Source organism: Pseudomonas izuensis, from assembly GCF_009861505.1.
In the GTDB taxonomy this organism is placed as follows: Bacteria; Pseudomonadota; Gammaproteobacteria; order Pseudomonadales; family Pseudomonadaceae; genus Aquipseudomonas; species Aquipseudomonas izuensis.
Window position 1 is genome coordinate 340,503 of the sequence record NZ_WTFT01000004.1, and the last position, 25,662, is coordinate 366,164.

Here is a 25,662-nt window from a genome sequence, read left to right on the forward strand (position 1 = left end):
ATAAATCCCCTCGCCACAGAGATATAGCGAATTCAGGAGCGGGCCAGTTCCAGAAGTTTTTCGCGCCACGCCGCCTTCGCCGGCAATGCCAGGAAAAACTCATTCAACAGCGACTCCCGCGCCGGATAGCTGAATGGCGCACCGCTCAGATCCAGCACCTCACCGCCCGCCCCTTCCAGCACACCTTGCGCTGCCGCCGTGTCCCACTGCGAAGTCGGCGCCAGGCGCGGATAACAATCGGCCGCCCCTTCGGCCAGCAGGCAAAACTTCAGCGAACTGCCGATATTCGCCAGTTCCAGCTCACCCAGGCTGGCGCTCAATCCGGCCAACAGACGTTCCTGTTCCGGGCTGGAATGGCGGCGACTGGCGACCACCGTAAACGCTGCGCCCGCCGGTGGCACCTCGCGCACCCGAATCGGCAGCGGCTCGGCACCCCTGTCGCCACGCCACGCGCCCAACCCGCAACCCCCTACATAAAAACGCCCGTTGGTCGGCATCGAAACGACGCCAAATACCACGCGTCCCTGCTCGATGAGCGCGATGTTGACGGTGAACTCTTCGCTGCCCGAGATGAATTCCTTGGTGCCGTCCAGCGGGTCCACCAGCCACCAACGCTGCCACCCGGCGCGTACGCCCTGAGGAATGTTGGCGTCTTCTTCGGACAGCACCGGGATGCTCGGGTCCAGCGCTGTCAGCCCGGCCAGAATCAGGTGATGGGCGGCCAGGTCAGCGGCGGTGACAGGCGAGTCGTCAGCCTTGGCGGTGACGGCGGTACCCGTGCGCCAGAACGGTAAAATCGCTTCACCCGCCTTTAAGGCCAGCTCGACCACCGGGGCCATCAAGGGGTGCGGAAAATTCATGGCAGAAACACCCCGCGCTGAGTCAGCAGATCACGAGCCAGATACAGCGCCGCCAAGGCACGGCCTTCGGTGAATTGCGGGTTTTGCGCCAGCGCCGACAGCTCGCGCAGGTTGACCTTGCCCTGACCCATCGGCTCCGGCTCGTCACCTTCCAGACGCTCTTCGTACAGATCGGTGGCCAGCACCACCTGGATTTTCTGGCTCATGTAGCCGGGGGACAATGACAATTCCGTCAAGTGTTCAAGCTGCCGTGCGCCAAACCCGGCCTCTTCCTTGAGCTCACGCTCCGCCGCTGCCAGCACGTCTTCGCCGGGCTCGATCAGGCCTTTGGGCAGCGACAGTTCGTATTCATCGGTTCCGCCGCAATATTCCTCGACCAGCACCGCATGGTCCGCATCGAGCATCGCCACGATCATCACCGCGCCATACCCGGCGCCTTTGCCGACCAACCGCTCGTAGGTGCGCTCCACGCCATTGGAAAAACGCAATTTCAGCTCCTCCACGCAGAACAAACGGCTGGTGGCGACGATCTCGCGGGCGAGGATGGTGGGTTTCTGGCGCATGAAAGAGGCTCCTGGGCGTTAGCGGGTTACTATACCCGGCCTATCCTGAATGTTTACCTCGGATACCTTTTTTACCGCTGGAGAAGTTTTTTATGTCCCCGCTGCCCTGGCACGACATCGACACCGTTCTGCTGGACATGGACGGCACGCTGTTGGATCTGCACTTCGACAACCATTTCTGGCTGGAGCACTTGCCCCAGCGCTACGCCGAACTGCATGGGGTCAGCCGGGTCATGGCCGAGCTGGAGTTGAAGCCGTTGTTCGAGCGCCATGCCGGGCAGTTGCAGTGGTACTGCCTGGATTTCTGGAGTGCCGAGCTGAATCTGCCCGTGCGTGAGCTAAAACTGGAAACCGCCCACCTGATCGCCCTGCGTCCGGACGCAGATACCTTTCTGGCGGCGATCAAGCGAGCCGGTAAACGCGTGGTGCTGATCACCAACGCTCACCGTGATTCATTATCGTTGAAGCTGGAAAAAGTCGAACTTGCGCCCTACTTCGAACGTTTGATCAGCTCCCACGACTACGGTTTTCCCAAGGAAAACCCGCAATTCTGGGACGCGTTGCAAGCCGACATCGACTTCAACCCGGCGCGTAGCCTGTTTATCGACGACACCTTGCCGATCCTGCGCAGTGCACGGAAATTTGGCGTGGCGCACCTGTTGGCCGTGAGCGAACCGGACAGCCGCCAAGGGCCGAAGGACACGGCGGAGTTTGCGGCGGTGGGGGATTATCGGGATTTGATAAGCGGGCTCTAGACCGAGTCGCGCCAATCGCGGGCAAGCCTTGCTCCCACAGGTGTCGGTGAGCACGCGAACGATACCTGACCCGTAGGAGCAAAGCTTGCTCGCGATAGCGATCTCAAGCCCTACTCGGGAATGCGCAACGACTGCCCAGGATAAATCTTGTTCACATCCTTGAGCATCGGTTTGTTGGCCTCGAAGATTTTGTTGTACAGATTGGCATTGCCATACACACGCAGCGAAATGGCGCTGAGGGTGTCGCCCTTCTCAACGACGACAAATTTCGCTGCCACGGCTACTGGGCCGGTCACGGTGATTTGATCATCCACGCTACCAACACCGGCAATGTTGCCCACGGCCAGCAGGATCTTTTCTTTTTCTTCCTGGCTTGCCACGTCACCCGTCACGGTGACTTTGTCGCCATCGACCGTCGCCTGCACGTTCGGATTACCCAGGCCGACCTTGCTGATGTGTTCCTTTAACTGCTCGCTGGCATTCGCATTTCCCGGCGTCAGCAAATCCAGCAGTTTTTCGCCTGCTTCTTTCACAAAGCTCAAAAGACTCATGGTTCGTTCTCCTTGGGTTTCAGGTTCCAGACGCAAAAGCCTAGACCACGGTGGCCAAACACGGCTCCAACCCGACCAATGACGCCGCTTCCTTCCAAACGATAGAATCCGCACATTCCCGCGCCCTGGAGCGAAGATGGACATCAAGCAGCTGAAATTCCTCATCGCTCTGGACGAAACCCGGCATTTCGGCCAGGCCGCCGCGCGTTGCCACATCACCCAGCCGACCCTGTCCATGCGCCTGCGCAACCTCGAAGAAGAACTCGACCTGCCGCTGGTCAATCGAGGACAACGCTTCGAGGGCTTCACCGCGCCAGGGGAACGGGTATTGGCCTGGGCCCGCACCGTGCTGGCAGCCTATGACGGCTTGTACGCCGAGGCGGCGGCCTGTCGCGGCAATCTGGTCGGCACCTTGCGCCTGGGCGTGGTGCCGCTGTCGAGCTTCGACCCACTGCCACTGTTGCAGCGCCTGCACGCAGAGCACCCGAACCTGCGCTTCGAATTGTCGGCGTTGAGCTCGGAGCAAATCCTCGAACAATTGGCGAACAATTGCCTGGATCTCGGCGTGTCGTACCTCGAACGTCTGGATGCCGAACGCTTCGACTCACTCACCTTCAACGAAACCCGCATGGGCCTGCTTTACGATCAGCGCTTCTTCACCTTTGGCGACGAGCCGCTGAGTTGGGAATCGTTGATCGAGCTACCGCTGGGCATGCTCACCAGCGGCATGCATTTCCGCCAATCCATCGACCATAACTTCCACAGCCGTGGCCTCACCCCAGAGCCTTTGTTGCAGACCGATGCGGTGCATCAACTCTTACAAGCTGTGCACGGCGGCTTGTGCTGCGCCGTGATGCCACTGGAGGGTGGTCTGGAAAGCCTGACTGATCATTTGCGTCTACAGCCGATCGAAAACGCCCAGACCCTTGGCCGGCTGGGGCTGATCATGCGTCGCAGCGCGCCACGTTCGGCGCTGGCAGAGGCGTGCTTCGCGATTTTCCAACAATCGCTGGTGGGCAATTGATCGACGGCATCTATCGGTAGATCAGTATTAGCGATTAGACGCGACAAGTTGACGCGCCTAGTCTTAAAGCTGATCAATCCGTCGGTGATGCCATGAACGCCAAGCGCCCTGCCTGCGAGGCGCCTGCCCTCGAAACGCCTGCGCCTGCTGCCAGCCAGACCTACAGCTACAGCAACCTTGAATGCTCCGAATCGGACAGCACCGCGCTGGCCGAGGAAGTGGCGTTGGCGATTGCCTATAACGGCATCAGCCAGGCGGTCATGCTGATCACACCTACGGACCTGGAAGACTTTATCGTCGGATTCAGCCTGGGCAGCGGCATTATCCAGGACGCCACGGATATCTATGACCTGCAACTCAGCGGTTCGGGGTCGGCGCAATATGCGCAAGTGACCATCGCCAACCGCGCGTTCTGGAACCTCAAGCAGCAACGTCGACAACTGGCCGGCACCAGCGGTTGCGGGCTTTGCGGCGTGGAAGCGGTCGAGCAAGCGCTGCCGGACCTCAAGGTGTTGCCCGGGGCGCCACTGCCGCCTGCCGAGTGGCTCGACGGCCTGCGCCAGCGTATCGGCGCGTTCCAGCCGCTGGGCCAGTACAGCGGCGCGGTGCATGCGGCGGTGTTCATGAATGACAAAGGTGAGTTGTTGCTGGGTCGTGAAGACATCGGCCGGCACAACGCCCTCGACAAGCTGATCGGCGGATTGATCCGTCGCAACATCCCGACCACTGGCGGACTGGTGATCGTCACCAGCCGTTGCAGCCTCGAACTGATCCAGAAAGTTTTACGCGCCGGCATCCAGACCCTCGTCAGCCTGTCTTCGCCCACGGGCCTTGCCGTGCAATGGGCCCGTCGCCACAACCTCAATCTCATCCATCTGCCACAAAAGAATGCGCCGCGGGTCTACAGCCCGGCTTTGGAGAATCAAGCGTGAGTCAACATCGTCAAGCCGACCAGACACCCGTCCCCCGCTACAAGCCCTACAAAGGCGCAGCCGGTGGCTGGGGCGCCCTGATCAGTGTCGCCCACGCCTGGTTGACCAGTGACAACGCGCTGAAGAACCTGCGCATGATGCTCAAGACCAACAAGAACGGCGGCTTTGACTGCCCGGGTTGCGCCTGGGGTGATTCGCTGGAAGGCGGCATGGTGGCGTTCTGCGAGAACGGCGCCAAAGCGGTGAACTGGGAAGCGACCAAACGGCGTGTCGATGGCAAGTTCTTCGCCAAACACAGTGTTACCTCGTTGCTGGAGCAGAGTGACTACTGGCTTGAATATCAGGGCCGCCTGACCGAGCCGCTGGTGTACAACACCGAAACCGATCGCTACCAGCCCATCAGTTGGGACGATGCCTTTGCCTTGATCGCCAAGCATCTGCGCGGTTTGTCGAGCCCGGATCAGGCCGAGTTCTACACCTCGGGACGAGCGAGTAACGAAGCGGCGTTCCTCTATCAATTGTTCGTGCGCGCCTATGGCACCAACAACTTCCCCGACTGCTCGAACATGTGCCACGAGGCCAGCGGTGTTGCGTTGTCGCAGAGTGTTGGCGTCGGCAAAGGCACCGTGACCTTCGATGACTTCGAGCACGCCGATGCGATTTTCGTCTGGGGCCAGAACCCCGGCACCAACCACCCACGGATGCTCGAGCCGCTGCGTGAAGCCGTCAAACGCGGCGCGCAAGTGGTGTGCATCAACCCACTCAAAGAACGGGGCCTGGAACGTTTCCAGCACCCGCAGCATCCGATCGAAATGCTCACCAACGGTGACAAGCCCACCAACACCGCCTACTTCCGTCCCGCACTGGGCGGTGACATGGCGGTGATGCGCGGCATGGCGAAGTTCCTGCTGCAATGGGAGCGTGACGCGCAGAAGGCAGGCGCCCCGGCGGTGTTCGATCACGCCTTCCTCAACGAACACAGTGTCAACGTGCTGGATTACCTGGCCGTGATCGACCAGACCTCGTGGGAGCAGATCGTCGAGCAATCGGGCCTGACCCTGGTCGAGATCGAGCAAGCGGCAAGCATGTACGCCAAGAGCAAGAACGTCATCATGTGCTGGGCCATGGGCATCACCCAGCATCGCCACTCGGTGGCGACCATCCAGGAAATCGCCAACCTGCAACTGCTGCGCGGCAACATCGGCCGGCCGGGCGCGGGCCTGTGCCCGGTACGTGGTCACAGTAACGTGCAGGGCGACCGGACCATGGGCATCAACGAACGTCCGCCGGTGGCGTTCCTCGATGCGCTGGAGCGTCGCTTCCAGTTCAAGGTCCCCCGTGAAAACGGTCACAACGTGGTCGAGGCGATCCACGCCATGGCCGAAGGTTGGGCAAAAGTGTTCATCGCCCTCGGCGGCAACTTCGCCCAGGCCACCCCTGATAGCCCACGAACCTTCCAGGCCCTGAGCAATTGCGACCTGACTGTGCAGATCAGCACCAAGCTCAACCGCAGCCATCTGGCCCACGGTAAGGACGCGTTGATCCTGCCATGCCTGGGCCGGACCGATATCGACCGGCAAACCGAAGGCCCTCAAGCGGTGACCGTCGAAGATTCGTTCAGCATGGTCCACGCCTCCAACGGCCAGTTGGAGCCGCTGTCGAACCAGATGCGCTCGGAGCCGGCGATTCTTGCCGGTATCGCCGCAGCCACCCTGGGCAGCCACCCGGTCGACTGGAACTGGCTGGTGGCTGACTACCGCCGCATCCGCGACCTGATTGCCGACACCATTCCCGGCTTCAAGGACTTCAACGAAAAGCTCAAGAACCCGGGCGGTTTTTACCTGGGCAACAGTGCCGGCGCTCGCCAGTGGAACACCGCGTCAGGCCGGGCCAATTTCCGCCCGAACGCACTGCCCAAGGACCTGGTGCACGAACGCACCCGCGCCACCGGTGTGCTGCCGGACCTGATCATGCAATCGATGCGCTCCCACGATCAGTACAACACCACCATCTATGGTCTCAACGATCGTTATCGTGGGGTCAAAGGTCAGCGTGATGTGATATTCGTCAACGAAGCCGACATCATTCGCCTGGGCTTCAAGCCCGGGCAGAAGGCCGACATCGTGTCGATCTGGGACGATGGCGTCGAGCGTCGGGTGAAAGGCTTCACACTGCTGGCGTTTGATATCCCGGCCGGGCAAGCAGCCGCGTACTATCCGGAAGTGAATCCGCTGATACCGCTGGAAAGCACCGGGGATGGCAGCCATACACCGACGTCGAAGTTCGTGGCGATCCGGCTGGAAGCGGCAAGTGAGAGTGGGTTGATCCTCGCTAAATCGGCTTAACGCGGCATCCGGTTTGGCCTCTTCGCGAGCAGGCTCGCTCCCACATTAGTTCTTCAGTGAACACAGTATTTGTGTTCGACCAAGATCCACTGTGGGAGCGAGCCTGCTCGCGATGGCGTCGGACGAAGTACCTCATGTAATGGCACTGTTAAAACATTTCCAAACGCCCACAAAAAAAGCCGTTTTTTCACAAAAACGGCCATTCCGAAGTAGCTAAAGACCGGCGAAAAACACTTAAGTTCCGCCCAAAAAACAGCAACTTATAGAAATGTGCTCAAGTCGTGTTACTCGTCGGATTTCGATTGTCACGCCCATTCCAGAGCCTCAGGATCGCGCCGTCATCCCCTTGAGGTTCCCCCATGAAGTTCTCCTCGATTCTCTTGTTGTCCCTTGGCCTGGTCAGTGGCATGGCGTCCGCTGGCGGCAACACCGAAGCAGGTGTGGGCGGCGCATTGGGCGGGGTTTTAGGCTCAGTCGTCGGCCAGTCACTTGGCGGCAATACCGGTTCAACCATCGGCGCAGCCCTGGGTGGCGCGGGTGGTAGCGCAGTCGGCGCAAACAAACACAGCCGTGGCGAAGCCGCCATTGGTGGTGCGCTGGGCGCAGCAGGCGGTAACGTGGTCGGCCGCAGCATGGGCGGCACCACCGGCAGCCTGATCGGCTCCGCGGCAGGCGGCGGCGCCGGTGGCGCGCTGGGTAACTACATGGGCACCAAGGCCGATGATGAAGACGACGATGATGGTCGTCGTGGCGGCCGTCGCTACTACCGTGACGACTATCGTCATGACCGTGGCCACCACTATGGCCACCACAAGCACCACAAATACTGGCGCCACCGCGACTAACCATAACGGTATCGCGCACAGCTAAAAAATCGCAGCCCTCGGGCTGCGATTTTTTTGCCCGCTCTAAACCACCAAACGTTCCAAAGCCCCACGCAACCCGCTGGGAATCGCCACCGGCTGGTTCGACGCACGGTCAACAAACACATGCACAAAGCGCCCCGCTGCACAGGCCTCGTCTTCGCCCTGCTTGAACACCGCCAATTCATATTGCACTGAGCTGTTGCCCAGCTTGCCCACCCGCAGCCCGATTTCGATCCGGTCCGGGAACGCGATGGAAGCAAAATAATCGCACGCCGAACTCACCACGAAACCCACTACCTCACCATCATGGATATCCAGGCCGCCGACTTCGATCAGGTAGGTGTTCACTGCCGTATCGAAAAAGCTGTAGTAGGTAACGTTGTTGACGTGACCGTAGGCGTCGTTGTCATGCCAACGGGTGGTGATGGGTTGGAAATGCGGGTAGTCGGTGCGTAGGGGCATCGGGTTGGACATCAGTGTCGGTTCCTGAGATTGAATGGCCAGTTTATTGCGCAAACCGCGTTGCGCCCATCGCGAGCAAGTCGGATCGCCGCACCGTCGCGCCTACATTGATCGGATTTCAGCCCGCTAAATGCTGTTCGGCCCACGTGCGTACCTCGGCATACGGATAATCCTCCAACGCCGCATACCCGGAAATCGTCCGCACCTTGAGCCTGGTGAACAGCGGCACGCTGATCCCGCAAAGAAACCGTGTCACGCGTTCGGCTGAAGGCAAACTGCCGGTGTGTTGCTCATGCCTGTGGATAAAGTTGCCGCACAAGGCCTCGAAACTTTTATCCCCAAGGCCCGGTAATGCCGGAGGCTCTGGCAGGCGCGCCACTTGCCCATGGCATACCGAACAATGCCCACACTGTCGGGGCGCATTTTCGTCACCGAAGTACTCGGCCAGGCGATAGCCCAGGCAATGGTCGGTGGCGAACAAATCGAGCATGGCGTGGATGCGTGCGATTTCGGTTTGCTCATGACGAACGAAGTAGGCATACAGCTCCTCACTCAAAGCGGCGCTGTCAAAGCCCGACTGCAGCAGGCTGTAGACCTCTGTCATCAGCTTGCTTTCAAGCTCCACCCACCCCTTCTCCTGAAAGTAATCGAGCGCCTTGACCACCCGGTTGCGCTCGGCCTGATGTTGCTCGTATAACGCCTCGAAATTCACCGTGGCCCAGGTCCGCGCACGGCTGGAGGTCTGGATGATCGCCGCGACGAAGTCCCTGCGCTCGCCTTCGAAACGGGCCAGCAGTTCCTCAGGTTCCAGCAAATATTTGAAACGGTACTCAGCGTAGTAGGCATAACGCGGGGCGATGATTGCGCGCAACTCCAATTGCACCAACAAGGTCTTGAGCGGGAGTTGCCGAATGTTGCTGTTGTCCGCCAGCGGCCCCAGCAGAAATTCCCACTGCCCTTCAGGCGCACAAGCTTGAAGCTCGTCGAGCACACGGCGTATGCCATCGCGCTCAGGCGTATCGCCGTAGACGAAATTTTCCAGCACGTTGAGGCTGTCGCGGTTGGCCAGGACCAGGCAGTCGGACGGTTGCCCGTCGCGCCCGGCACGGCCGATTTCCTGACTGTAGTTCTCTATGGATTTGGGCAGGTCGAAATGCACCACGTTGCGGATGTCGCTCTTGTCGATACCCATGCCGAACGCGATGGTGGCGACGATGCAATTGGACTGCCCGGCCATGAAGCGTTTCTGGATGCCATCGCGCTGATCGTGGGGTAAGCCGGCGTGATAGGCCTCGGCCTGAATACCGTTGCGGCTCAAGTGCTCGGCGATCTGTTCGGCGGTTTTTTGCAGGGTGACGTAGACGATGCTCGGCTGGCCGGGGCGCTCGCCCATCCATTCGACGAGGCGTCGGCGTTTGTCCTGCCCACGCACTGGCTCGACCCATAGATTGAGGTTCGGCCGGTAGAAACCGGTGGTCACTACATCCTCGGCAGCAATGGCGAATTTGGCCTGCATGTCGGCAATTACTTTTGGCGTCGCGGTGGCCGTCAGCAGCAGAACCTGAGGGATTTTGAACTCACGCTGGTAGTCCGGGAGCTTGAGGTAATCCGGGCGGAAGTTGTGGCCCCACTCCGAAATGCAGTGCGCCTCGTCCACCACCAGCAGCGAGATCGGCACCTGCTGCAAAAAATTTCGGAAGCGTTCGTTCTTCAGGCGCTCCACGGAAATCATCAAAATTTTCAATTCGCCGGACTTGGCGCGGGCCATGACATCGCTGGCGTCATCGCGGCTCTGCGCCGAATCGATACTGCCCGCTGCGATGCCGTGGCGTTGCAGGAACGCCAACTGATCCTGCATCAACGCCAACAGTGGCGAGACCACCAGCGTCAGGTGCGGCAGCATGACCGCCGATAGCTGATAGCACAGGGATTTTCCGGAGCCGGTGGGGAAAATCGCCGCCGCTGAACGCCCGGCCAGCACCGCGCTGATCGCTCTCTCCTGACCGGGTCGAAACTGTGGATAACCGAAAACCTGTTCCAGGGTGTTGTGCATAAGCTGTCACTCCGTTGACCGCTGCGAAGAGCAAAGCCTAGCCGGCGATTGCAGCGAGTCGAGAAAAGGTCGGGGGCAAAAACGATACGGGATGATACAGCGGATGGCTTGGCGGGATGGCAAGGCTTGGAAGATGGGCTGACTGGCAGATCGCTTTCGCGAGCAGGCTCGCTCCTACAGATAGTCCTCACTGAATACAAAATTTGTGCACGACGCAGATCCCTTGTAAGAGCGAGCCTACTCGCGAAGAGACCAGCACTATCACCGAAAGACTCGAAACGACCTACGGCTTCTGAAGCACCGTCAACCGAGACCCACCGCGCACTCACTAACAACCTCGTAGGCATTTTTACCATTGGCAGTTACGCGGCAAAAAACCTCCACCGACGCGTAGTCCCCTTCCTCAAAATTCGACAAAAGCCCTACAAAACCTGTCCATCTCCGCCGTCTTGTCGCGCAACAACACAGCCTTCTATAGTCTCCGGCGCGGCTGAAAGCATTGTCTCGGCCTGCCGGGAACACTTGCCGATCCAACTCAGGACCCACTCAATGAACACCCCCGACCCATTGACCGACCGCTACCGCCCGCTCAAATCCAGCTACAGCGAAACCGCCGTACTGCTCATCGACACCGAGGCCGATCCCTTCGAGATCCTCGACGCCGCCCGCCAACGCATCCGCGCCGCTAGCGACCTGCTCGAAACCTTGTACTGCCTGTGCTTCAAACAAGCCGACGCCAGCGACATCCCCAACATCGTCAGCGCCCTATACCTGCTCACCCAGGACGGCAACGACCTGCTCGACATCGCCCGGCAGCGCCTGCCAAAAGCCACCGGCTGACCATATTCCCCTGTGGGAGCGAGCCTGCTCGCGAAGAACGATAACGCGGTCGACCTGAAGCCCATCACGAAGAAGCAAAGTCTGTAAGGATCGCCCTATTAAAGCTTCGGCACGGTCCTACAAAAGAAGACAACTTGTCGGCTATCACAGCCTGGAGACTCACACCTATAGTCCGGACTGTCGCTGCCATATCAGCGGCCCGGGTTTGGTCACCCGAGAACAATGAGATCTCACATTCCCATCTAAATCGAGGTGTTCTTCAGTGACCACGCTAAATCCATTTCCAAATCGCTACCGTCCACTCCAAAGCAACCTCACCGATACTGCTCCCTTGATAATCGACACAGAAGCCAACCCCCAAGACATCCTCGAAGCCGCCCTCCAGCGCATCCGAGCCTCCAGCGAACTCCTCCAGACCTTGCACTGCCAAGGGTTCAAGGACGGTGACGTCGAAGATATTCCCCACATCACCCACGCACTCTATCTCCTGACCCAGGACGGCTGTGACCTGCTCAAAGTTGCCCAGCAACGCATGATTAGCTGGAAAGCCCCAGCCTGACATCAATGGACGATCGTTCCCATTCTTTGCTTGGGAACGATCAGGCAACGAAAACGGCCCCCGGTAAACGCAACGAATCGAAAACCGTCATCAAGCACTGGAGATAACCATGAGCAAGTTTTTTGATGAGCTAATGGAAAGCGTGCAAGAGGTGAATGAGATTTTACGAGAGGGACGCCGGCCTTCCATTCATGACCGACGACCAATAAGCTCTACCCCAGCCGCCTCTGGATACCCCGTAATGAACCTCGCCCCCAACTTCCCCAACGACTCCACCATGCAGCTGCTCCTACAGTTGCTACACGAAGAAATCGGCCTCCCCGAACGCAAAACCATCCACCTCACCACCTCGATCAATTTCGACCTCGGCTGCAACGGCGCCGATGCGCAACACTTGATCGAAACCCTTGAACACCAGTTCGCCATCGATTTCGTGGATTACGACAGTTATCGCTATTTCCAGCCCGAAGGCTACGATGTGTTCCTGAAGCGCAAAGCCAAGGGTCGCGGCGACAAGGAACCATTGACCATCGGCATGCTCTACCGAGCTATCAAGGCTCAACGCTGGGACACCCGGGAGCTTGAAGGCCTTTAACGTCCCCGGCGTATCACAATAAGGACATTGCGTGGACGTTCTGATGGGTTTGCTGGCTGCCCTGCTTTGGGGCGGCACGGATTTTCTGGTGGGTTTGAATGCCCGCGCCGTAGGCGTCAAACGCGCCGTTTTCTTCGGCCAGGCGCTGGGCTTCAGCATCATGAGCCTGCTGCTGATCGCCTTCCCTGTCGTCATTCTGCGGTCCATGGCCGTGCCGCTCGAAACCTGGCTGATCGGTGTCGCCGCCGCCGTATTGACCGTGTCTGGCGCCTTGGCGCTGTCCAAGGCCTTCGCCCTCGGCAAAGCCTCGATTGTGGCGCCGCTGGTGACCTCTTACGGCGTGGTGACGACACTGCTGTCCTGGGCCGGCGGAGAACAGATCAGCCCGCTCCAGTGGTTGTGTATCGCGTTGTGCGTGATCGGCGTGGTCCTCTCCAGCATTCACTCCGACCCGAAAGTGCCACACACCACTCAAGCGAGCAGTTCCATCGCCTACGCGCTGCTGGCGGCAGTGTTCTACGGCGCCAGTTTCTGGCTGCAAGGCCGCTTCGTCCTGCCAATACTCGGGCCGGTGACGATGCTTTGGCTGGCTTACCTGGTGGGTCTGATTGTGTTGGTGGTGATCGTCCTCAGGATCGACGACGGTCTGAAAATCCCGCCGTTGAAAAATTGCCTGACGTTGACCGGCGCGAGCCTGATGAACCTCGGTGGTTTCTCGTCATTCGCCTGGGGCGCGGTGGCGGGTTCGGTTTCGGTGGTGACGGTGATCAGCACATTGTCGGGTGGGATTGCGGCGATTCTGGGGTATGTATTTTTCAAGGAACGGCTGGGGAGAGTACAGGTGCTGGGGGTTGTGCTGGTGTTGGTCGGAGCGTTTGTGCTGCACCTGAAAACCTGAAACGTCGCGCACAAAAAAGCCGCCCCGAAGGGCGGCTTTTTCATTGCTTCAAACCAACCCTTACAACTTTGGACCCGCAGCCTTGATCGCGTCGCTCACTTCGAACTTCTTGAAGTTCTCGATGAACAGGCCGGCCAGTGCTTTGGCGGCTTCGTCGTAGGCGGCTTTGTCGGCCCAGGTGTTGCGCGGGTTCAGCAGCCCAGTCTCAACGCCCGGTACGGCCAGCGGCACGTCGAGGTTGATGGTGTCCAGGTGCTCGGTCTCGGCACCGATCAGGGCACCGCTCTGGATCGCTGCGATCACGGAACGGGTGGTCGGGATGTTGAAGCGCTTGCCGACGCCATAGCCACCGCCGGTCCAGCCGGTGTTGACCAGGTAAACCTTGGAGCCGAAGCCGCGGATGCGCTTGATCAGCAGTTCAGCGTATTCGCCAGCCGGACGCGGGAAGAACGGTGCGCCGAAGCAGGTGGAGAAGGTCGACTTGATGCCGCTGCCCGAACCCATTTCAGTCGAGCCCACCAGAGCGGTGTAGCCGGACAGGAAGTGGTAGGCCGCTTGTTCTTCGTTGAGGATCGACACTGGCGGCAGCACGCCGGTCAGGTCGCACGTCAGGAAGATCACGGCGTTTGGCTCGCCACCGAGGTTCTTCTCGGAACGCTTGGCAACGTGCTCCAGCGGGTAGGCGGCGCGGCTGTTCTGGGTCAGGCTGACATCAGCGTAGTCGGCGTGCTTGGCGTCATCGATAACGACGTTTTCCAGGACCGCGCCGTGCTTGATGGCTTTCCAAATGACCGGCTCGTTCTTCTCGGACAGGTCGATGCACTTGGCGTAGCAACCGCCTTCGATGTTGAAGACAACGCCTTCGCCCCAGCCGTGCTCGTCGTCACCGATCAGGTAACGGCTTTCATCGGCGGACAGGGTGGTCTTGCCGGTACCGGACAAGCCGAAGAACAGGGTCACGTCGCCTTCTTCGCCGATGTTGGCGGCGCAGTGCATTGGCAGCACATCAGCAGCCGGCAGCAGGAAGTTCTGCACCGAGAACATGGCCTTCTTCATTTCACCGGCGTAACGCATGCCGGCGATCAGCACTTTCTTCTGGGCGAAGTTGAGGATCACGCAGCCATCGGAGTTCGTGCCGTCACGTTCTGGTACGCACTCGAAGTTGGCAACGTTGAGGACCTGCCACTCTTCACGACCCGCCGGGTTGTACTGGGCCGGGTTGATGAACAGGCAGCGGCCGAACAGGTTCTGCCAGGCAGTCTGGGTGGTCATCTTCACAGCCAGGTAGTGCTCGGAGGCGGCACCTACGTGGACGTGGGAAACGAAATGCTCTTGCGCGTTGTTGAAGGCCTCGACGCGAGCCCACAGGGCATCGAACTTGTCGGCCGGGAACTTGCGGTTGATCGGGCCCCAGGCGATAGCGGCCTGGGTGGACGGCTCTTCAACGATGAAACGATCGACTGGCGAACGGCCGGTACGGTGACCGGTACGAACAACCAGTGCGCCGGTATCGGCAAGCTCGCCTTCACCGCGGTTGAGGGCTTCTTTAACCAGATCATCAACACTCAGATCGGTGTACACGGCGTTATTGGCTTGCGTCATGAGGTTCCCCGTCGGCCAGTGGCCGAGTGCTCCAAACGTTTTGTAGTAGAAAGTCGTGCACTACTACCGCGAAAAAAGTGGCCCGGATTATGCCAGAAAAGCCCAAAAAGAGTAGGGCCCTCCCGTCGTAACGGCGTTATTCCGGCACTAACCAGTGAATTTACCTGCGCTGAACCGTTTTAGTGCCGGGTATCTGACGGTGTATCGACACCCGCACCGGCGAACAATTGAGTGACATCGGCGGCGTCGAACAGGTATTGCTGGTTGCAGAACTGGCAGTCGATTTCGATCTTGCCGCCATGTTCTACCACCAGATTTTGTGCGTCTTCCATCCCCAGACTGACCAGAGCATTGGCCGAACGTTCGCGTGAGCAGCTGCAGCGGAAGCGCAGTTTCTGCACGTCGAACAGACGCACCTGCTCTTCGTGGTAGAGGCGGTGCAGCACGGTTTCGTTGTCCAGGCTCAACAGCTCATCGGCGGTCAGCGTTCCGGCCAGTGCGGTGAGGTGCTGCCAGTTGGCGGCGCGTTCTTCTTCGTCTTTCAAGCGGTCGGCAGGCAATTGCTGCAGCAGCATGCCCCGGGCGCGACGGCCATCGGCGCAAAGCTTGATACGCGTGCCAATCTGCTGGGACATGACGAAGTAGTTGGTGAAACAGTCGGACAGCGTTTCACCGTCAAGATCGACCACGCCCTGGTAACGCTGGCCCTGTCTCGGGTCGATGGTCAGTGTCAACGAGCCATCCGGCATCAAATCGGCGAGGGTGGCGTCGGGGGCAATCCGGTCCGCCTCGTAACGGGCCAGGCCACGGATGTCGCGATCGCTGGAGCATTCGATCATCAGCAATGGGATCGGGCCTTCGGAGCGGGCCTGAAGAATCAGCAACCCATCGAACTTCAATGTGCCGACCAGCAACGCCGCGGCCGCCATCAGCTCGCCGAGCAGTTGCGCGACTGGCTCCGGATAGGCGTGTTTGGCCAGGACTTCGGCGTAGCTGAGCTCCAGCGAGACCATCTCGCCACGGGTGTCGCTGTCATCGAAGATGAAGCGTTGAGTGAAGTCGGAATCCGGTAGGTCGGTCATAAGTCTGGGTATCTGAATGGGTAACAATAGGGTTTCAACGGTGAAAATCACGCATTGGCAACACCCTTGAGTGCGCAAATGCCTGGTCATGTCCGGCATTTTAGGAACAGGCCTCTGACGGCGCCAGCTCTCTGGTTATGGCTCATGGCCCGCAGACTGTGGTGATTTTCGACGAGTGGCTGTTCAACCGCTCGATGCGCCATTGGCGAATCTCCCGATATGGTTGCTCATTCGGGGAATTACAAGTCTGTCCCGATCAGAGACTGCGATTCGCCTGGCCAGTCGCAGCCGGTCAGTCGTTGCTGCTACCGCGAAATTTGAACAGATCTCGCCGTTGTTTTTTGCTCGGTTTGCCATCGGTGCTCACACCCAGGGCACCCGCCTTGCGCTCGGCCGCTGCATTCTCGCGCTTGGCGATGCTGGCTTCGGTTTCAGCGTACAGGGTCTGCGCTTCCGGGGCGCCACGGCGCACAATCGACAGCGCCTGGACCACCACCGTACGCTCATCGAAGCCGGTGCGAATCACGAACTCATCGCCAATGCGTGGTTCCTTGCCTGGTTTGCAACGTTCACCCCGGCAATGCACCTTGCCGCTTTCAATGGCCGCTTTGGCCAAGGCGCGGGTTTTGTAAAACCGTGCGGCCCACAACCATTTATCGAGACGGACTTTATCGTCCTCTTCGTTTTTTTGTGCCATGGGATTTCCTCGTTCTGAAATATTGGTGAACTGTACTACCGTTCTCTCGTACCAAGAATTACGTCGTCCCGGATTACAATGCTGACATTCCATAACCTCATTGCGAAGCTGGAAATCCGGGCCGTAGATATCTGTCGCCTTTTAATCATTATTCTGCGTGAATACCGCGAATTCGGCCGCCTGCGGCCACCGCGGTTTCTACCGGTTGAGCAATTTTGAAGACATTTGACCATTTGACCGTTGTCGGTCTGCGCGAGTGGGTGGCGCTTCCTGATCTGGGAGTCGCTGGCCTTCGGGCAAAAATCGACACCGGTGCCAGCACCTCCAGCCTGCATGCCACGGACATCGAGACGTTCGACCGCGACGGCGAGCAGTGGGTGCGCTTCACTGCGCACCTGGGCACGGTAGTGCAATTACGTCACCGCCGCTGCGAAGCGCCGCTGGTGACGATGAAAACCATTAAAAGCTCTAACGGTCACGCGCAGGTGCGATACGTGATCAGCACCACCCTGGCCCTCGGTGATCGGGTCTGGCGGGTTCAGTTCACGCTGGCCTGCCGCAAGTCCATGCGTTATCGCCTGTTACTCGGCTCCAAAGCCCTGATCGACGGCCAGCTGGTGGTCAATCCGGGCATTAAATATGTACAAGACAAGCCGGTGTTCCCGGTATCTACCCTCTCCACAGGTGTTGCATGAAGATCGCTGTGCTGTCGCGGAACCCGCGTCTGTATTCCACCCGTCGCCTGGTCGAAGCCGGTACCGAACGCGGCCATGAAATGGTGGTGGTCGATACCCTGCGCGCCTACATGAACATCGCCAGCCACAAGCCGCAGATCCACTACCGCGGCAAGCCGCTGGAGGGTTTCGACGCGGTGATCCCGCGTATTGGTGCGTCGGTCACCTTTTATGGCTGTGCGGTGTTGCGCCAATTCGAAATGATGGGGGTTTTTCCACTTAACGAATCGGTGGCCATTGCCCGCTCCAGGGACAAGTTGCGCTCGCTGCAATTACTGTCGCGCCGTGGGATCGGCTTGCCGGTCACCGGGTTTGCCCACTCGCCGGACGACATTCCCGACCTGATCGAAATGGTCAACGGCGCACCGCTGGTGATCAAGGTGCTGGAAGGCACCCAAGGCATCGGCGTGGTGCTGTGCGAAACCGCCACGGCAGCGGAATCGGTGATCGAGGCGTTCATGGGCCTCAAGCAGAACATCATGGTTCAGGAGTACATCAAGGAGGCAGGCGGTGCGGATATTCGCTGCTTCGTGGTGGGCGACAAGGTGATTGCAGCGATGAAACGCCAGGCCAAACCCGGCGAGTTCCGCTCCAACCTTCATCGTGGTGGTAGCGCCAGCCTGATCAAGATCACGCCGGAAGAACGCATGACGGCATTGCGAGCAGCGAAGGTCATGGGTCTCGCAGTCGCGGGTGTGGATATCCTGCGCTCCAATCACGGGCCACTGGTGATGGAAGTGAACTCGTCACCGGGACTTGAAGGGATCGAGACCACCACCAGCAAAAATGTGGCGGGGATCATCATCGAGCATCTGGAGAAGAATGGCGGGCCGAATATGACCCGGACCAAGGGCAAGGGTTAAATCTCAATCTTTGCGGCGGCAAGGAGGCCGCCTTCGCGGGCAAGCCCGCTCCCACAGGGTTCCTCAGTGAACACAGATCTTGTGGGCACCAGAAACACCTGTGGGAGCGGGCTTGCCCGCGAAGGGGCCCTCAGCCCCACTGCAAATTCCAGTCTTTAAACCGCATCCCGAGGCAGCATCAACCCCAACGGCAACCTTACCCGCGCTTCCAGCCCGCCGCCCTCACGGTTGCGCAACTCAACATTCCCGCCATGCATCGAAGCAATCCGCTTCACAATCGCCAGCCCCAACCCGGTGCCCTTGCCGCCACGGGCGCGGTCGCCACGGGTGAAGGGGTTGAATATCGCTTCCAGTTCCGATGCATCGATCCCGGCACCACGATCCATGACGCTCAGCACCACGTAGGGCGCGCTGGTATCACCGGACACGTACGCAGCCACTTCGACCCCGCTGCCGGCGTGATGCAGCGCGTTGCCGATCAGGTTGTTCAACAGCCGCTTCATCGACACCCGGCGTAACGGAAACGGCTGGATCGGTTCCAGGCGCAAGCGCACTTTCTCTTCGCCCTGGTTGTAGGGCGCAGCGACTTCGCGGACCAGGTCGCTCAGGTCCACCTCCTCCACCGACTCGTCACGGCCATCGCGGATAAACGCCAGGAACTGGTCGAGAATCGCGTCCATGTCTTCGATATCGCGGACCATGTCATCCGTCAGGTCGCTGCGATCGCCCATCAGCTCCAGGGACAACCGCAAGCGGGTCAGCGGCGTACGCAGGTCATGGGACACCCCGGCCAGCATCAGTTCACGCTCGCGACCGGCCTGTTCGACGTCTTCGGCCATCTGGTTGAAGGCGCGATACACCTCGGTCATTTCACTCGGGGTATCGCTGATCGGCAGGCGCACGCTACGACCCTGGCCGAGTTGTCGCGCAGCGTAGACCAGACGTTTCAAGGGTTGGTTGAGCTGGCTGACGAAGATCCACGCCGAGGCGGTAGACAGCAAGCCAATGGCCAGGAACCAGCCAAGTACATTCCAGATTTTCTGACCGCGCAGCGGATGCGGATACAGCGGCACTTTCAACCAACCGTCGCCCAGGCTTGGCGCCCGGACCCACAGCGCCGGTGGCGAGTGCATGCGTAATCGCACCTCGGTGTCGGCACCCAGTTCAGCCTGCATCTGCCGCTGATAGATTTCGCTGTATGGCCAGTGCTGTTCGCCTTCCGGCACGCCGGCCCCCACCACCCGGATCAGGGTCGCGGCTTCGGCAATCTTGTCGCGGTTGTTCTCGTCGGCTGCCCAATAAGCACGCAACGTCAGTGCGACGCCGTGACTGTATTGACGATCCACCAGCACGTCCTCGTTCATCAACAGATAAACCAGGGTCAGCGCCTTGGAAAACAGAACGACGATCAGCACCAGCCAAAGGGTGCGGGAGAAGAAACTCTGGGGGAACCAAACCGGGGTTTTCATGGGTAACCGCTACACACTGCAGGAGCGAGGGATGCTCGCATATTGCAGGTCACGAGTCTGCGGGCAGGGTCAATTGACCGTTACCCGCGCGACCCGCTCCTGCAAATCACCGATCACTTGGTGGCGGTGCCATCCGGAACGAACACATAACCCACACCCCAGACAGTCTGGATATAGCGTGGCTTGGACGGATCGGGCTCGATCATGCGGCGCAGACGAGAAATCTGCACGTCGATGGAGCGCTCGAGGGCATCCCATTCGCGACCACGGGCCAGGTTCATCAGTTTGTCGCGAGTCAGCGGCTGACGGGCGTTCATCACCAGCGCCTTGAGTACCGCGAACTCACCGGTGGTGAGCATGTGCACTTCTTCACCGCGCTTGAGTTCGCGGGTGGCCAGGGACAGTTCGTAGTCACCGAACGTCACGCTTTCGTCTTCGCTACCCGGTGCGCCCGGCACCGGAGCCGACTGACGGCGCAGAACGGCTTTGACGCGCGCCATCAGCTCGTCCGGGTTGAACGGCTTGGCCAGGTAATCGTCGGCGCCCAGTTCAAGGCCCTTGATTCGGCTCAGCTCGTCGCCCTTGGCGGTCAGCATGATGATCGGGATCTGATTGTTCGCGCTGCGCAGACGGCGGCACGCGGTCAGGCCGTCTTCGCCGGGCAGCATCAGGTCGAGGACGACCAGGTTGAACACTTCACGCGCCAGCAGGCGGTCCATCTGCTCGGTATTCGGTACGGCGCGGGCGCGATAGCCCTTGCTGACGAAAAAACGCTCCAACAGGCTGCTGAGCCCAGGATCGTCGTCAACAATAAGAATTTTTTCGCCTTCAGCAATGTTTGCAGTGCTGCTCATTGGATGCTCCTTTGATCTCGGCGCGCATTATGGCGTAGCTGCCGATATACGCACCGTGTGCATTGTTAGCAGATTTTTCCTTCACCGCCAGAAAACCGGGCATTTTGCCTACAGACTGCGATCCCCCCCCGAAGGGCGGAACGCTGGTTATAATGCGCGGCCTTTTGTGTCAGGCAACGTCTGATCGTTACGCCGGGTGAGCGCATTTTATTTTCATGGCGCCGGCAGTAATTGTTCGATTTCACGGGTCAACGGGATACCTTTTGATCCAGGTAGCGGCGCAGGCCAGGCCGCTCAACCAGACTCGCCGGGCCCTAATCCCTGCGCCTGCGAGCCTGCTTTCACAATTTGTCAGGTGGTTTTATGGACAGCATCAACAGCCGCATCGCCGAGGAACTCGGCGTACGCCCACAACAGGTCGAAGCGGCCGTCGCGCTACTCGATGAAGGCTCTACCGTTCCCTTCATCGCCCGTTACCGAAAAGAAGTGACCGGCAGCCTCGATGACACGCAATTGCGTCATCTGGAAGAGCGTCTGCGCTACCTGCGAGAACTCGACGAACGGCGCATCAGCATCCTCGCCAGCATCCAGGAGCAAGGCAAGCTGACCCCGCAACTCGAACGCGATATCAAGCTCGCCGACACCAAGACCCGCCTCGAAGACCTGTATCTGCCGTACAAGCAGAAGCGCCGCACCAAGGGCCAGATTGCCCTGGAAGCCGGCCTCGGCGAGCTGGCCGACGGCCTGTTCAACGACCCGGGCCTGACGCCAGACGCCGAAGCCGCACGCTTCGTCAACGCCGAGAAAGGCGTAGCCGACGTGAAGGCCGCCCTCGAAGGCGCCAAATACATCCTGATGGAGCGCTTCGCCGAAGACGCCGGCCTCCTGGACAAGCTGCGCAACTTCCTCAAGCAGGAAGCCACCCTCAGTGCCCGCGTGATCGCCGGCAAGGAAGAGGAAGGCGCCAAGTTCCGCGACTATTTCGAACACGACGAACCGCTCAAAAGCATGCCCTCGCACCGTGCCCTGGCAATTTTCCGTGGCCGTAATGAAGGCATTCTCAGCTCCGCGCTGAAAGTCGGTGATGAACTGCCGGGCACCATGCACCCATGCGAAGGCATGATCGGCCAGCAATTCGGCATTCAGAACCAGAACCGTCCAGCCGACAAATGGCTGGGCGAAGTGGTGCGCTGGACCTGGAAGGTCAAGCTCTACACCCACCTGGAAACCGACCTGCTGGGCGAACTGCGCGACGGCGCGGAAACCGAAGCGATCAACGTATTCGCGCACAACCTGCACGACTTGCTGCTGTCGGCCCCGGCCGGCCCGCGTGCCACCCTGGGTCTCGACCCGGGCCTGCGCACCGGCTGCAAGGTCGCCGTGGTCGACTCCACCGGCAAGCTGCTGGATCACGCCACGGTTTACCCGCACGTGCCACACAACAAGTGGGACCAGACCCTCGCGATTCTCGCGGCGCTGTGCGCCAAGCACTCGGTGGACCTGATCGCCATCGGCAATGGCACCGCCAGCCGTGAAACCGACAAACTGGCCGCCGAGCTGATCAAGAAATACCCGGCCATGAAGATGACCAAAGTCATGGTCTCCGAGGCCGGCGCATCGGTTTACTCGGCGTCGGAATTGGCTTCCAAGGAATTCCCGGACCTCGACGTGTCGATCCGCGGCGCGGTATCCATCGCTCGTCGCCTGCAGGATCCACTGGCGGAACTGGTGAAGATCGATCCGAAATCCATCGGCGTCGGCCAGTACCAGCACGATGTGTCGCAGCTGAAACTGGCCCGCGGCCTGGATGCCGTGGTCGAAGACTGCGTGAACGCCGTTGGCGTGGACGTGAACACCGCTTCCGTGGCGCTGCTGGCGCGAATCTCCGGCCTCAACGCGACCCTCGCGCAGAACATCGTCAGCCATCGCGACGAGCACGGCGCATTCAAAACCCGTGCCGCGCTGAAGAAAGTCGCACGCCTGGGTGAAAAAACCTTCGAACAGGCCGCCGGATTCCTGCGTGTCATGAACGGCGAGAACCCGCTGGACTCGTCCGCGGTGCACCCGGAAGCCTATCCGCTGGTTCAGCGCATCGCCGCCGAGACCGACCGTGATATCCGCTCGCTGATCGGTGACGCCGCGTTCCTCAAGCGTCTCGACCCGAAGAAGTACACCGATGAAACATTCGGCCTGCCGACTGTTACCGACATTCTGCAAGAGCTTGAAAAGCCCGGCCGCGACCCGCGTCCAGAGTTCAAGACCGCCGAGTTCCAGGAAGGTGTCGAAGATCTCAAGGACCTTGAACTGGGCATGATCCTCGAAGGCGTGGTAACCAACGTGACCAACTTCGGCGCGTTCGTTGATATCGGCGTTCATCAGGACGGTTTGGTGCATATCTCTGCACTTTCGGAGAAGTTCATCAAGGATCCTCGCGAAGCGGTGAAAGCCGGCGACGTGGTGAAAGTGAAGGTCATGGAAGTCGACATCCCGCGAAAACGCGTGGGCCTGTCGATGCGCATGAGCGACACCCCGGGCGAGAAAATCGATGGTGCCCGTGGCGCGCGTCCGGGGTCGGCGCCACGCCAATCCCAGAACACTGCACCGCGCAAGGAGAGTACGGCGGCGGCTCCGAGCAACAACGCCATGGCGTCGCTGTTCGCCAACGCCAAGCAGTTGAAGAAACGTTGATGCAGATCCCTGCCGGGTATACCGAAAGCGCGTTCTTCAAGCTGCTGGGCTGCCGCTTGCACAGCCTCGAAACCGGGGTGGCGCAAGTCGCCCTGGTGCTGGAACCGGAACTGCGCAATCGCGCCGGCAAACTGCACGGCGGGGCGTTGTTCAGCCTTGTGGACATTGCCATGGGACTGGCCTGCTCCAGCACCCACGGCTTTGACCAGCAGAGCGCGACCATCGAGTGCAAGATCAACTACATCCGCGCCGTCGCCGACGGCGAGGTGATGTGCACGGCGCGGGTGATCCATCCGGGCCGCCGCACGCTGGTGGTCGAGGCCGATGTGGTGCAAGGCGACAAACTGGTCGCAAAAGCACAAGGCACGTTCGCTGTCCTGTAGCTAGTCGCCATCAATTTGAGGTAATTTCGGCGCTATGCCTTCCCTGTAGGAGCGAGCCTGCTCGCGATGGGTGTCAACGATGACGCTGGAAGCCTGACACCCAGCGGTGTCCTTGGGTCCATCGCGAGCAGGCTCGCTCCTACAGGGGATCTGTGCAGTTTTTGATCAATCGGCGACAAAAACCAGGCGAAAACGCCAGTTTCAACTTCACCCTTGTAGACCGTCTTGCCCACCCCCATATTGGGGCGACTGACGCGTGAAGGAATCCAACTTGAGCGAACTTCTCAACCGCCGCCTGGCCCTGCTCGGCGAGCGCGCTAACCTCTCTCTGCTCGAACAGTGCCTTCACGGCATCGAACGTGAATGCCTGCGCGTGACCGGCGAAGGTCGCCTGGCGCAAACGCCGCACCCGGAAGCATTGGGTTCCGCGCTGACCAACGAACAAATCACCACCGACTATTCCGAGTCGCTGCTGGAGTTCATCACCCCGGCCCTGCCCGATCCTGCCGATACGCTGGCGAGCCTGGACAGCATTCACCGTTTTGCCTACAGCAAGCTCGGCAACGAGTACCTGTGGAGTCCATCGATGCCGTGTCCGTTGCCGGCCGAGGAAGATATCCCGATCGCCTATTACGGCACGTCCAACATCGGTCAGCTCAAGTACGTGTACCGCAAGGGCCTGGCGCTGCGCTATGGCAAGACCATGCAGTGCATCGCCGGGATTCACTACAATTTTTCCCTGCCGGAAAAACTCTGGCCGTTGCTTAAAGCGGCTGAAGGTTTTGTCGGCACCGACCGCGACTTCCAGTCGTCGTCCTACATCGCCCTGATCCGTAACTTCCGCCGCTACAGCTGGCTGCTGATGTACCTGTTCGGTGCGTCGCCAGCGCTGGACGCCGGGTTCCTGCGCGGTCGTTCGCATCAGTTGGAACAGCTGGACCCGGACACCCTGTACCTGCCATACGCCACCAGCCTGCGCATGAGCGACCTGGGTTACCAGAGCAACGCCCAGGCCGGCCTGACACCTTGCTACAACGATCTGACCAGCTACACCGACAGCTTGCGCAAGGCAGTGGCGACACCCTACGCGCCGTATGTCGAAGTCGGTACGCACAAGGACGGTGAGTGGGTTCAGCTCAACACCAACATCCTGCAGATCGAAAACGAGTACTACTCCAATATCCGCCCGAAACGCGTGACCTATTCAGGCGAGCGGCCGATCCAGGCACTGATGGCTCGCGGCATCCAGTACGTAGAAGTCCGTTGCCTGGACATCAACCCGTTCCTGCCGATGGGTATCGACATCACCGAATCGCGTTTCCTCGACGCCTTCCTGCTGTATTGCGCCCTGAACGACAGCCCGCTGCTGACCAACACTAGCTGCGGTAACGCCACCTCGAACTTCCTCAGCGTCGTCAAGGAAGGCCGCCGTCCGGGCCTGCAACTGCAACGCGACGGTCAGCCTGTGGACCTGAAAGAGTGGGCAGGCCAATTGCTGGAAAACATCGCGCCACTGGCCGCGCTGCTGGATCAGAGCCATGGCGGCGATGCCCACAGCAAGGCGCTGGATGCCCAGCTGGCCAAGGTCAAGGACCCGTCCCTGACGCCTTCGGCCCAGGTCCTCGCAGCAATGGCCGAGCACAAGGAGAGCTTTGCCCGGTTCTCGCTACGCCAGAGCCAGGCCCACGCGGAATTCTTCCGTAGCGAGCCGTTGTCCCGTGAAGACCAGGCGAAGTTTGAAGAGCGCGCACGTTCGTCACTGGCTGAGCAAGTGGAGCTGGAGCAGAACGAGGTTGGCGATTTCGATGTATTTGTCGGGTCGTATCAGGCGAGCATTCTGGCGATCAGTAATTAATCTCTGAGGTCCTGCGGACCTTATCGCGAGCAGGCTCGCTCCCACAGGTTTTGTAGGATTCCTGTAGGAGCGAGCCTGCTCGCGATGACCGCGCAGCGGTCGCTTTAGAATTTTCCGCTCATAAGCTCATTC

24 protein-coding genes are annotated in these 25,662 nt (G+C 60.0%); 14 read left to right on the forward strand and 10 right to left on the reverse strand.

The annotated features are described in order from the left end of the window. Positions 1-32: 32 nt before the first annotated feature. Both cysQ and nudE read right to left on the reverse strand, forming a co-directional pair. Positions 33-860, reverse strand: a complete 828-nt coding sequence (gene cysQ, locus GPL81_RS04560; RefSeq protein ID WP_160105362.1) for a 3'(2'),5'-bisphosphate nucleotidase CysQ — start codon at positions 858-860, stop codon at positions 33-35. After that, on the reverse strand, positions 857-1,423 hold the full coding sequence (nudE, locus tag GPL81_RS04565) for an ADP compounds hydrolase NudE (protein WP_096513901.1): 567 nt from the start codon (positions 1,421-1,423) through the stop codon (positions 857-859). Before nudE ends, cysQ begins: the two co-directional genes overlap by 4 nt. Before the next feature lie 92 nt (positions 1,424-1,515). Between nudE and yrfG the strand changes: the two genes are divergently transcribed. Further along, positions 1,516-2,178: a GMP/IMP nucleotidase gene (yrfG, locus tag GPL81_RS04570; protein WP_160105363.1), complete on the forward strand. Its 663-nt coding sequence runs from the start codon at positions 1,516-1,518 to the stop codon at positions 2,176-2,178. 110 nt (positions 2,179-2,288) lie between these two features. Here yrfG and lysM read toward each other — a convergent pair whose 3' ends face one another. Further along, positions 2,289-2,729, reverse strand: a complete 441-nt coding sequence (gene lysM / locus GPL81_RS04575; RefSeq protein WP_160105364.1) for a peptidoglycan-binding protein LysM — start codon at positions 2,727-2,729, stop codon at positions 2,289-2,291. A gap of 136 nt (positions 2,730-2,865) precedes the next feature. Between lysM and GPL81_RS04580 the strand changes: the two genes are divergently transcribed. From GPL81_RS04580 to GPL81_RS04595, 4 genes are all read left to right on the forward strand, one after another. Continuing rightward, a complete protein-coding gene (locus tag GPL81_RS04580; RefSeq protein ID WP_160105365.1) occupies positions 2,866-3,753 on the forward strand; it encodes a LysR family transcriptional regulator in 888 nt (295 codons plus the stop codon). 92 nt (positions 3,754-3,845) lie between these two features. After that, positions 3,846-4,685 (forward strand): formate dehydrogenase accessory sulfurtransferase FdhD, encoded by an 840-nt coding sequence (gene fdhD / locus GPL81_RS04585; RefSeq protein ID WP_096513905.1) that lies wholly within the window; start codon positions 3,846-3,848, stop codon positions 4,683-4,685. Continuing rightward, complete coding sequence (locus tag GPL81_RS04590; protein WP_160105366.1) at positions 4,682-7,030, forward strand: FdhF/YdeP family oxidoreductase; 2,349 nt, start codon at positions 4,682-4,684, stop codon at positions 7,028-7,030. The genes fdhD and GPL81_RS04590 overlap by 4 nt, the downstream gene beginning before the upstream one ends. Positions 7,031-7,389: 359 nt before the next feature. Further along, positions 7,390-7,875 carry a glycine zipper domain-containing protein gene (locus GPL81_RS04595; protein WP_160105367.1) on the forward strand — a complete coding sequence of 162 codons (486 nt, stop codon included), beginning with the start codon at positions 7,390-7,392 and terminating at the stop codon, positions 7,873-7,875. A 63-nt stretch (positions 7,876-7,938) separates the two neighbouring features. Here GPL81_RS04595 and GPL81_RS04600 read toward each other — a convergent pair whose 3' ends face one another. Beyond that, positions 7,939-8,370, reverse strand: coding sequence for an acyl-CoA thioesterase (locus GPL81_RS04600; protein WP_372237726.1), 432 nt, complete (start codon positions 8,368-8,370; stop codon positions 7,939-7,941). Positions 8,371-8,476: 106 nt separating this feature from the next. Further along, a complete protein-coding gene (locus GPL81_RS04605; protein ID WP_160105368.1) occupies positions 8,477-10,411 on the reverse strand; it encodes a RecQ family ATP-dependent DNA helicase in 1,935 nt (644 codons plus the stop codon). Between the two features lie 549 nt (positions 10,412-10,960). On the opposite strand from GPL81_RS04605, the gene GPL81_RS04610 reads away from it, so the two are divergent. The 4 genes from GPL81_RS04610 to GPL81_RS04625 all read left to right on the forward strand — a co-directional run bounded on the left by GPL81_RS04610 (position 10,961) and on the right by GPL81_RS04625 (position 13,303). Next, positions 10,961-11,251 carry a hypothetical protein gene (locus GPL81_RS04610; protein ID WP_160105369.1) on the forward strand — a complete coding sequence of 97 codons (291 nt, stop codon included), beginning with the start codon at positions 10,961-10,963 and terminating at the stop codon, positions 11,249-11,251. A gap of 262 nt (positions 11,252-11,513) precedes the next feature. Beyond that, complete coding sequence (locus GPL81_RS04615; RefSeq protein WP_160105370.1) at positions 11,514-11,810, forward strand: hypothetical protein; 297 nt, start codon at positions 11,514-11,516, stop codon at positions 11,808-11,810. Between the two features lie 241 nt (positions 11,811-12,051). Further along, a complete protein-coding gene (locus GPL81_RS04620; RefSeq protein ID WP_160105371.1) occupies positions 12,052-12,405 on the forward strand; it encodes a DUF1493 family protein in 354 nt (117 codons plus the stop codon). A gap of 43 nt (positions 12,406-12,448) precedes the next feature. Beyond that, a complete protein-coding gene (locus GPL81_RS04625; RefSeq protein ID WP_160105526.1) occupies positions 12,449-13,303 on the forward strand; it encodes a DMT family transporter in 855 nt (284 codons plus the stop codon). Positions 13,304-13,363: 60 nt separating this feature from the next. Here GPL81_RS04625 and GPL81_RS04630 read toward each other — a convergent pair whose 3' ends face one another. The 3 genes from GPL81_RS04630 to GPL81_RS04640 form a co-directional block, all read right to left on the reverse strand. Beyond that, positions 13,364-14,905 carry a phosphoenolpyruvate carboxykinase gene (locus tag GPL81_RS04630; protein ID WP_096513911.1) on the reverse strand — a complete coding sequence of 514 codons (1,542 nt, stop codon included), beginning with the start codon at positions 14,903-14,905 and terminating at the stop codon, positions 13,364-13,366. 179 nt (positions 14,906-15,084) lie between these two features. Next, positions 15,085-15,987 (reverse strand): Hsp33 family molecular chaperone HslO, encoded by a 903-nt coding sequence (gene hslO, locus GPL81_RS04635; RefSeq protein WP_160105372.1) that lies wholly within the window; start codon positions 15,985-15,987, stop codon positions 15,085-15,087. A gap of 292 nt (positions 15,988-16,279) precedes the next feature. Beyond that, the gene (locus GPL81_RS04640) at positions 16,280-16,684 is read right to left on the reverse strand and encodes an RNA-binding S4 domain-containing protein (protein ID WP_160105373.1); all 405 of its coding nucleotides are present in this window, start codon (positions 16,682-16,684) and stop codon (positions 16,280-16,282) included. 215 nt (positions 16,685-16,899) lie between these two features. On the opposite strand from GPL81_RS04640, the gene rimB reads away from it, so the two are divergent. Both rimB and rimK read left to right on the forward strand, forming a co-directional pair. Beyond that, a complete protein-coding gene (gene rimB / locus GPL81_RS04645; protein WP_095192378.1) occupies positions 16,900-17,379 on the forward strand; it encodes a retropepsin-like aspartic endopeptidase RimB in 480 nt (159 codons plus the stop codon). Next, on the forward strand, positions 17,376-18,281 hold the full coding sequence (gene rimK, locus GPL81_RS04650; RefSeq protein WP_020795792.1) for a 30S ribosomal protein S6--L-glutamate ligase: 906 nt from the start codon (positions 17,376-17,378) through the stop codon (positions 18,279-18,281). The genes rimB and rimK overlap by 4 nt, the downstream gene beginning before the upstream one ends. A 155-nt stretch (positions 18,282-18,436) precedes the next feature. Here the strand turns inward: rimK and GPL81_RS04655 are convergent, their stop codons facing one another. Both GPL81_RS04655 and ompR read right to left on the reverse strand, forming a co-directional pair. Then, positions 18,437-19,750 carry an ATP-binding protein gene (locus GPL81_RS04655; RefSeq protein WP_096513914.1) on the reverse strand — a complete coding sequence of 438 codons (1,314 nt, stop codon included), beginning with the start codon at positions 19,748-19,750 and terminating at the stop codon, positions 18,437-18,439. 113 nt (positions 19,751-19,863) lie between these two features. After that, positions 19,864-20,604, reverse strand: coding sequence for an osmolarity response regulator transcription factor OmpR (ompR, locus tag GPL81_RS04660; protein ID WP_096513915.1), 741 nt, complete (start codon positions 20,602-20,604; stop codon positions 19,864-19,866). A gap of 363 nt (positions 20,605-20,967) precedes the next feature. On the opposite strand from ompR, the gene GPL81_RS04665 reads away from it, so the two are divergent. The 3 genes from GPL81_RS04665 to gshA all read left to right on the forward strand — a co-directional run bounded on the left by GPL81_RS04665 (position 20,968) and on the right by gshA (position 25,530). Next, positions 20,968-23,292: a Tex family protein gene (locus tag GPL81_RS04665; RefSeq protein ID WP_160105374.1), complete on the forward strand. Its 2,325-nt coding sequence runs from the start codon at positions 20,968-20,970 to the stop codon at positions 23,290-23,292. Beyond that, on the forward strand, positions 23,292-23,675 hold the full coding sequence (locus GPL81_RS04670; protein WP_160105375.1) for a PaaI family thioesterase: 384 nt from the start codon (positions 23,292-23,294) through the stop codon (positions 23,673-23,675). Before GPL81_RS04665 ends, GPL81_RS04670 begins: the two co-directional genes overlap by 1 nt. A gap of 271 nt (positions 23,676-23,946) precedes the next feature. After that, entirely contained in the window at positions 23,947-25,530 is a 1,584-nt protein-coding gene (gshA, locus tag GPL81_RS04675; protein WP_160105376.1) for a glutamate--cysteine ligase, read from the forward strand. Positions 25,531-25,662: the final 132 nt, after the last annotated feature.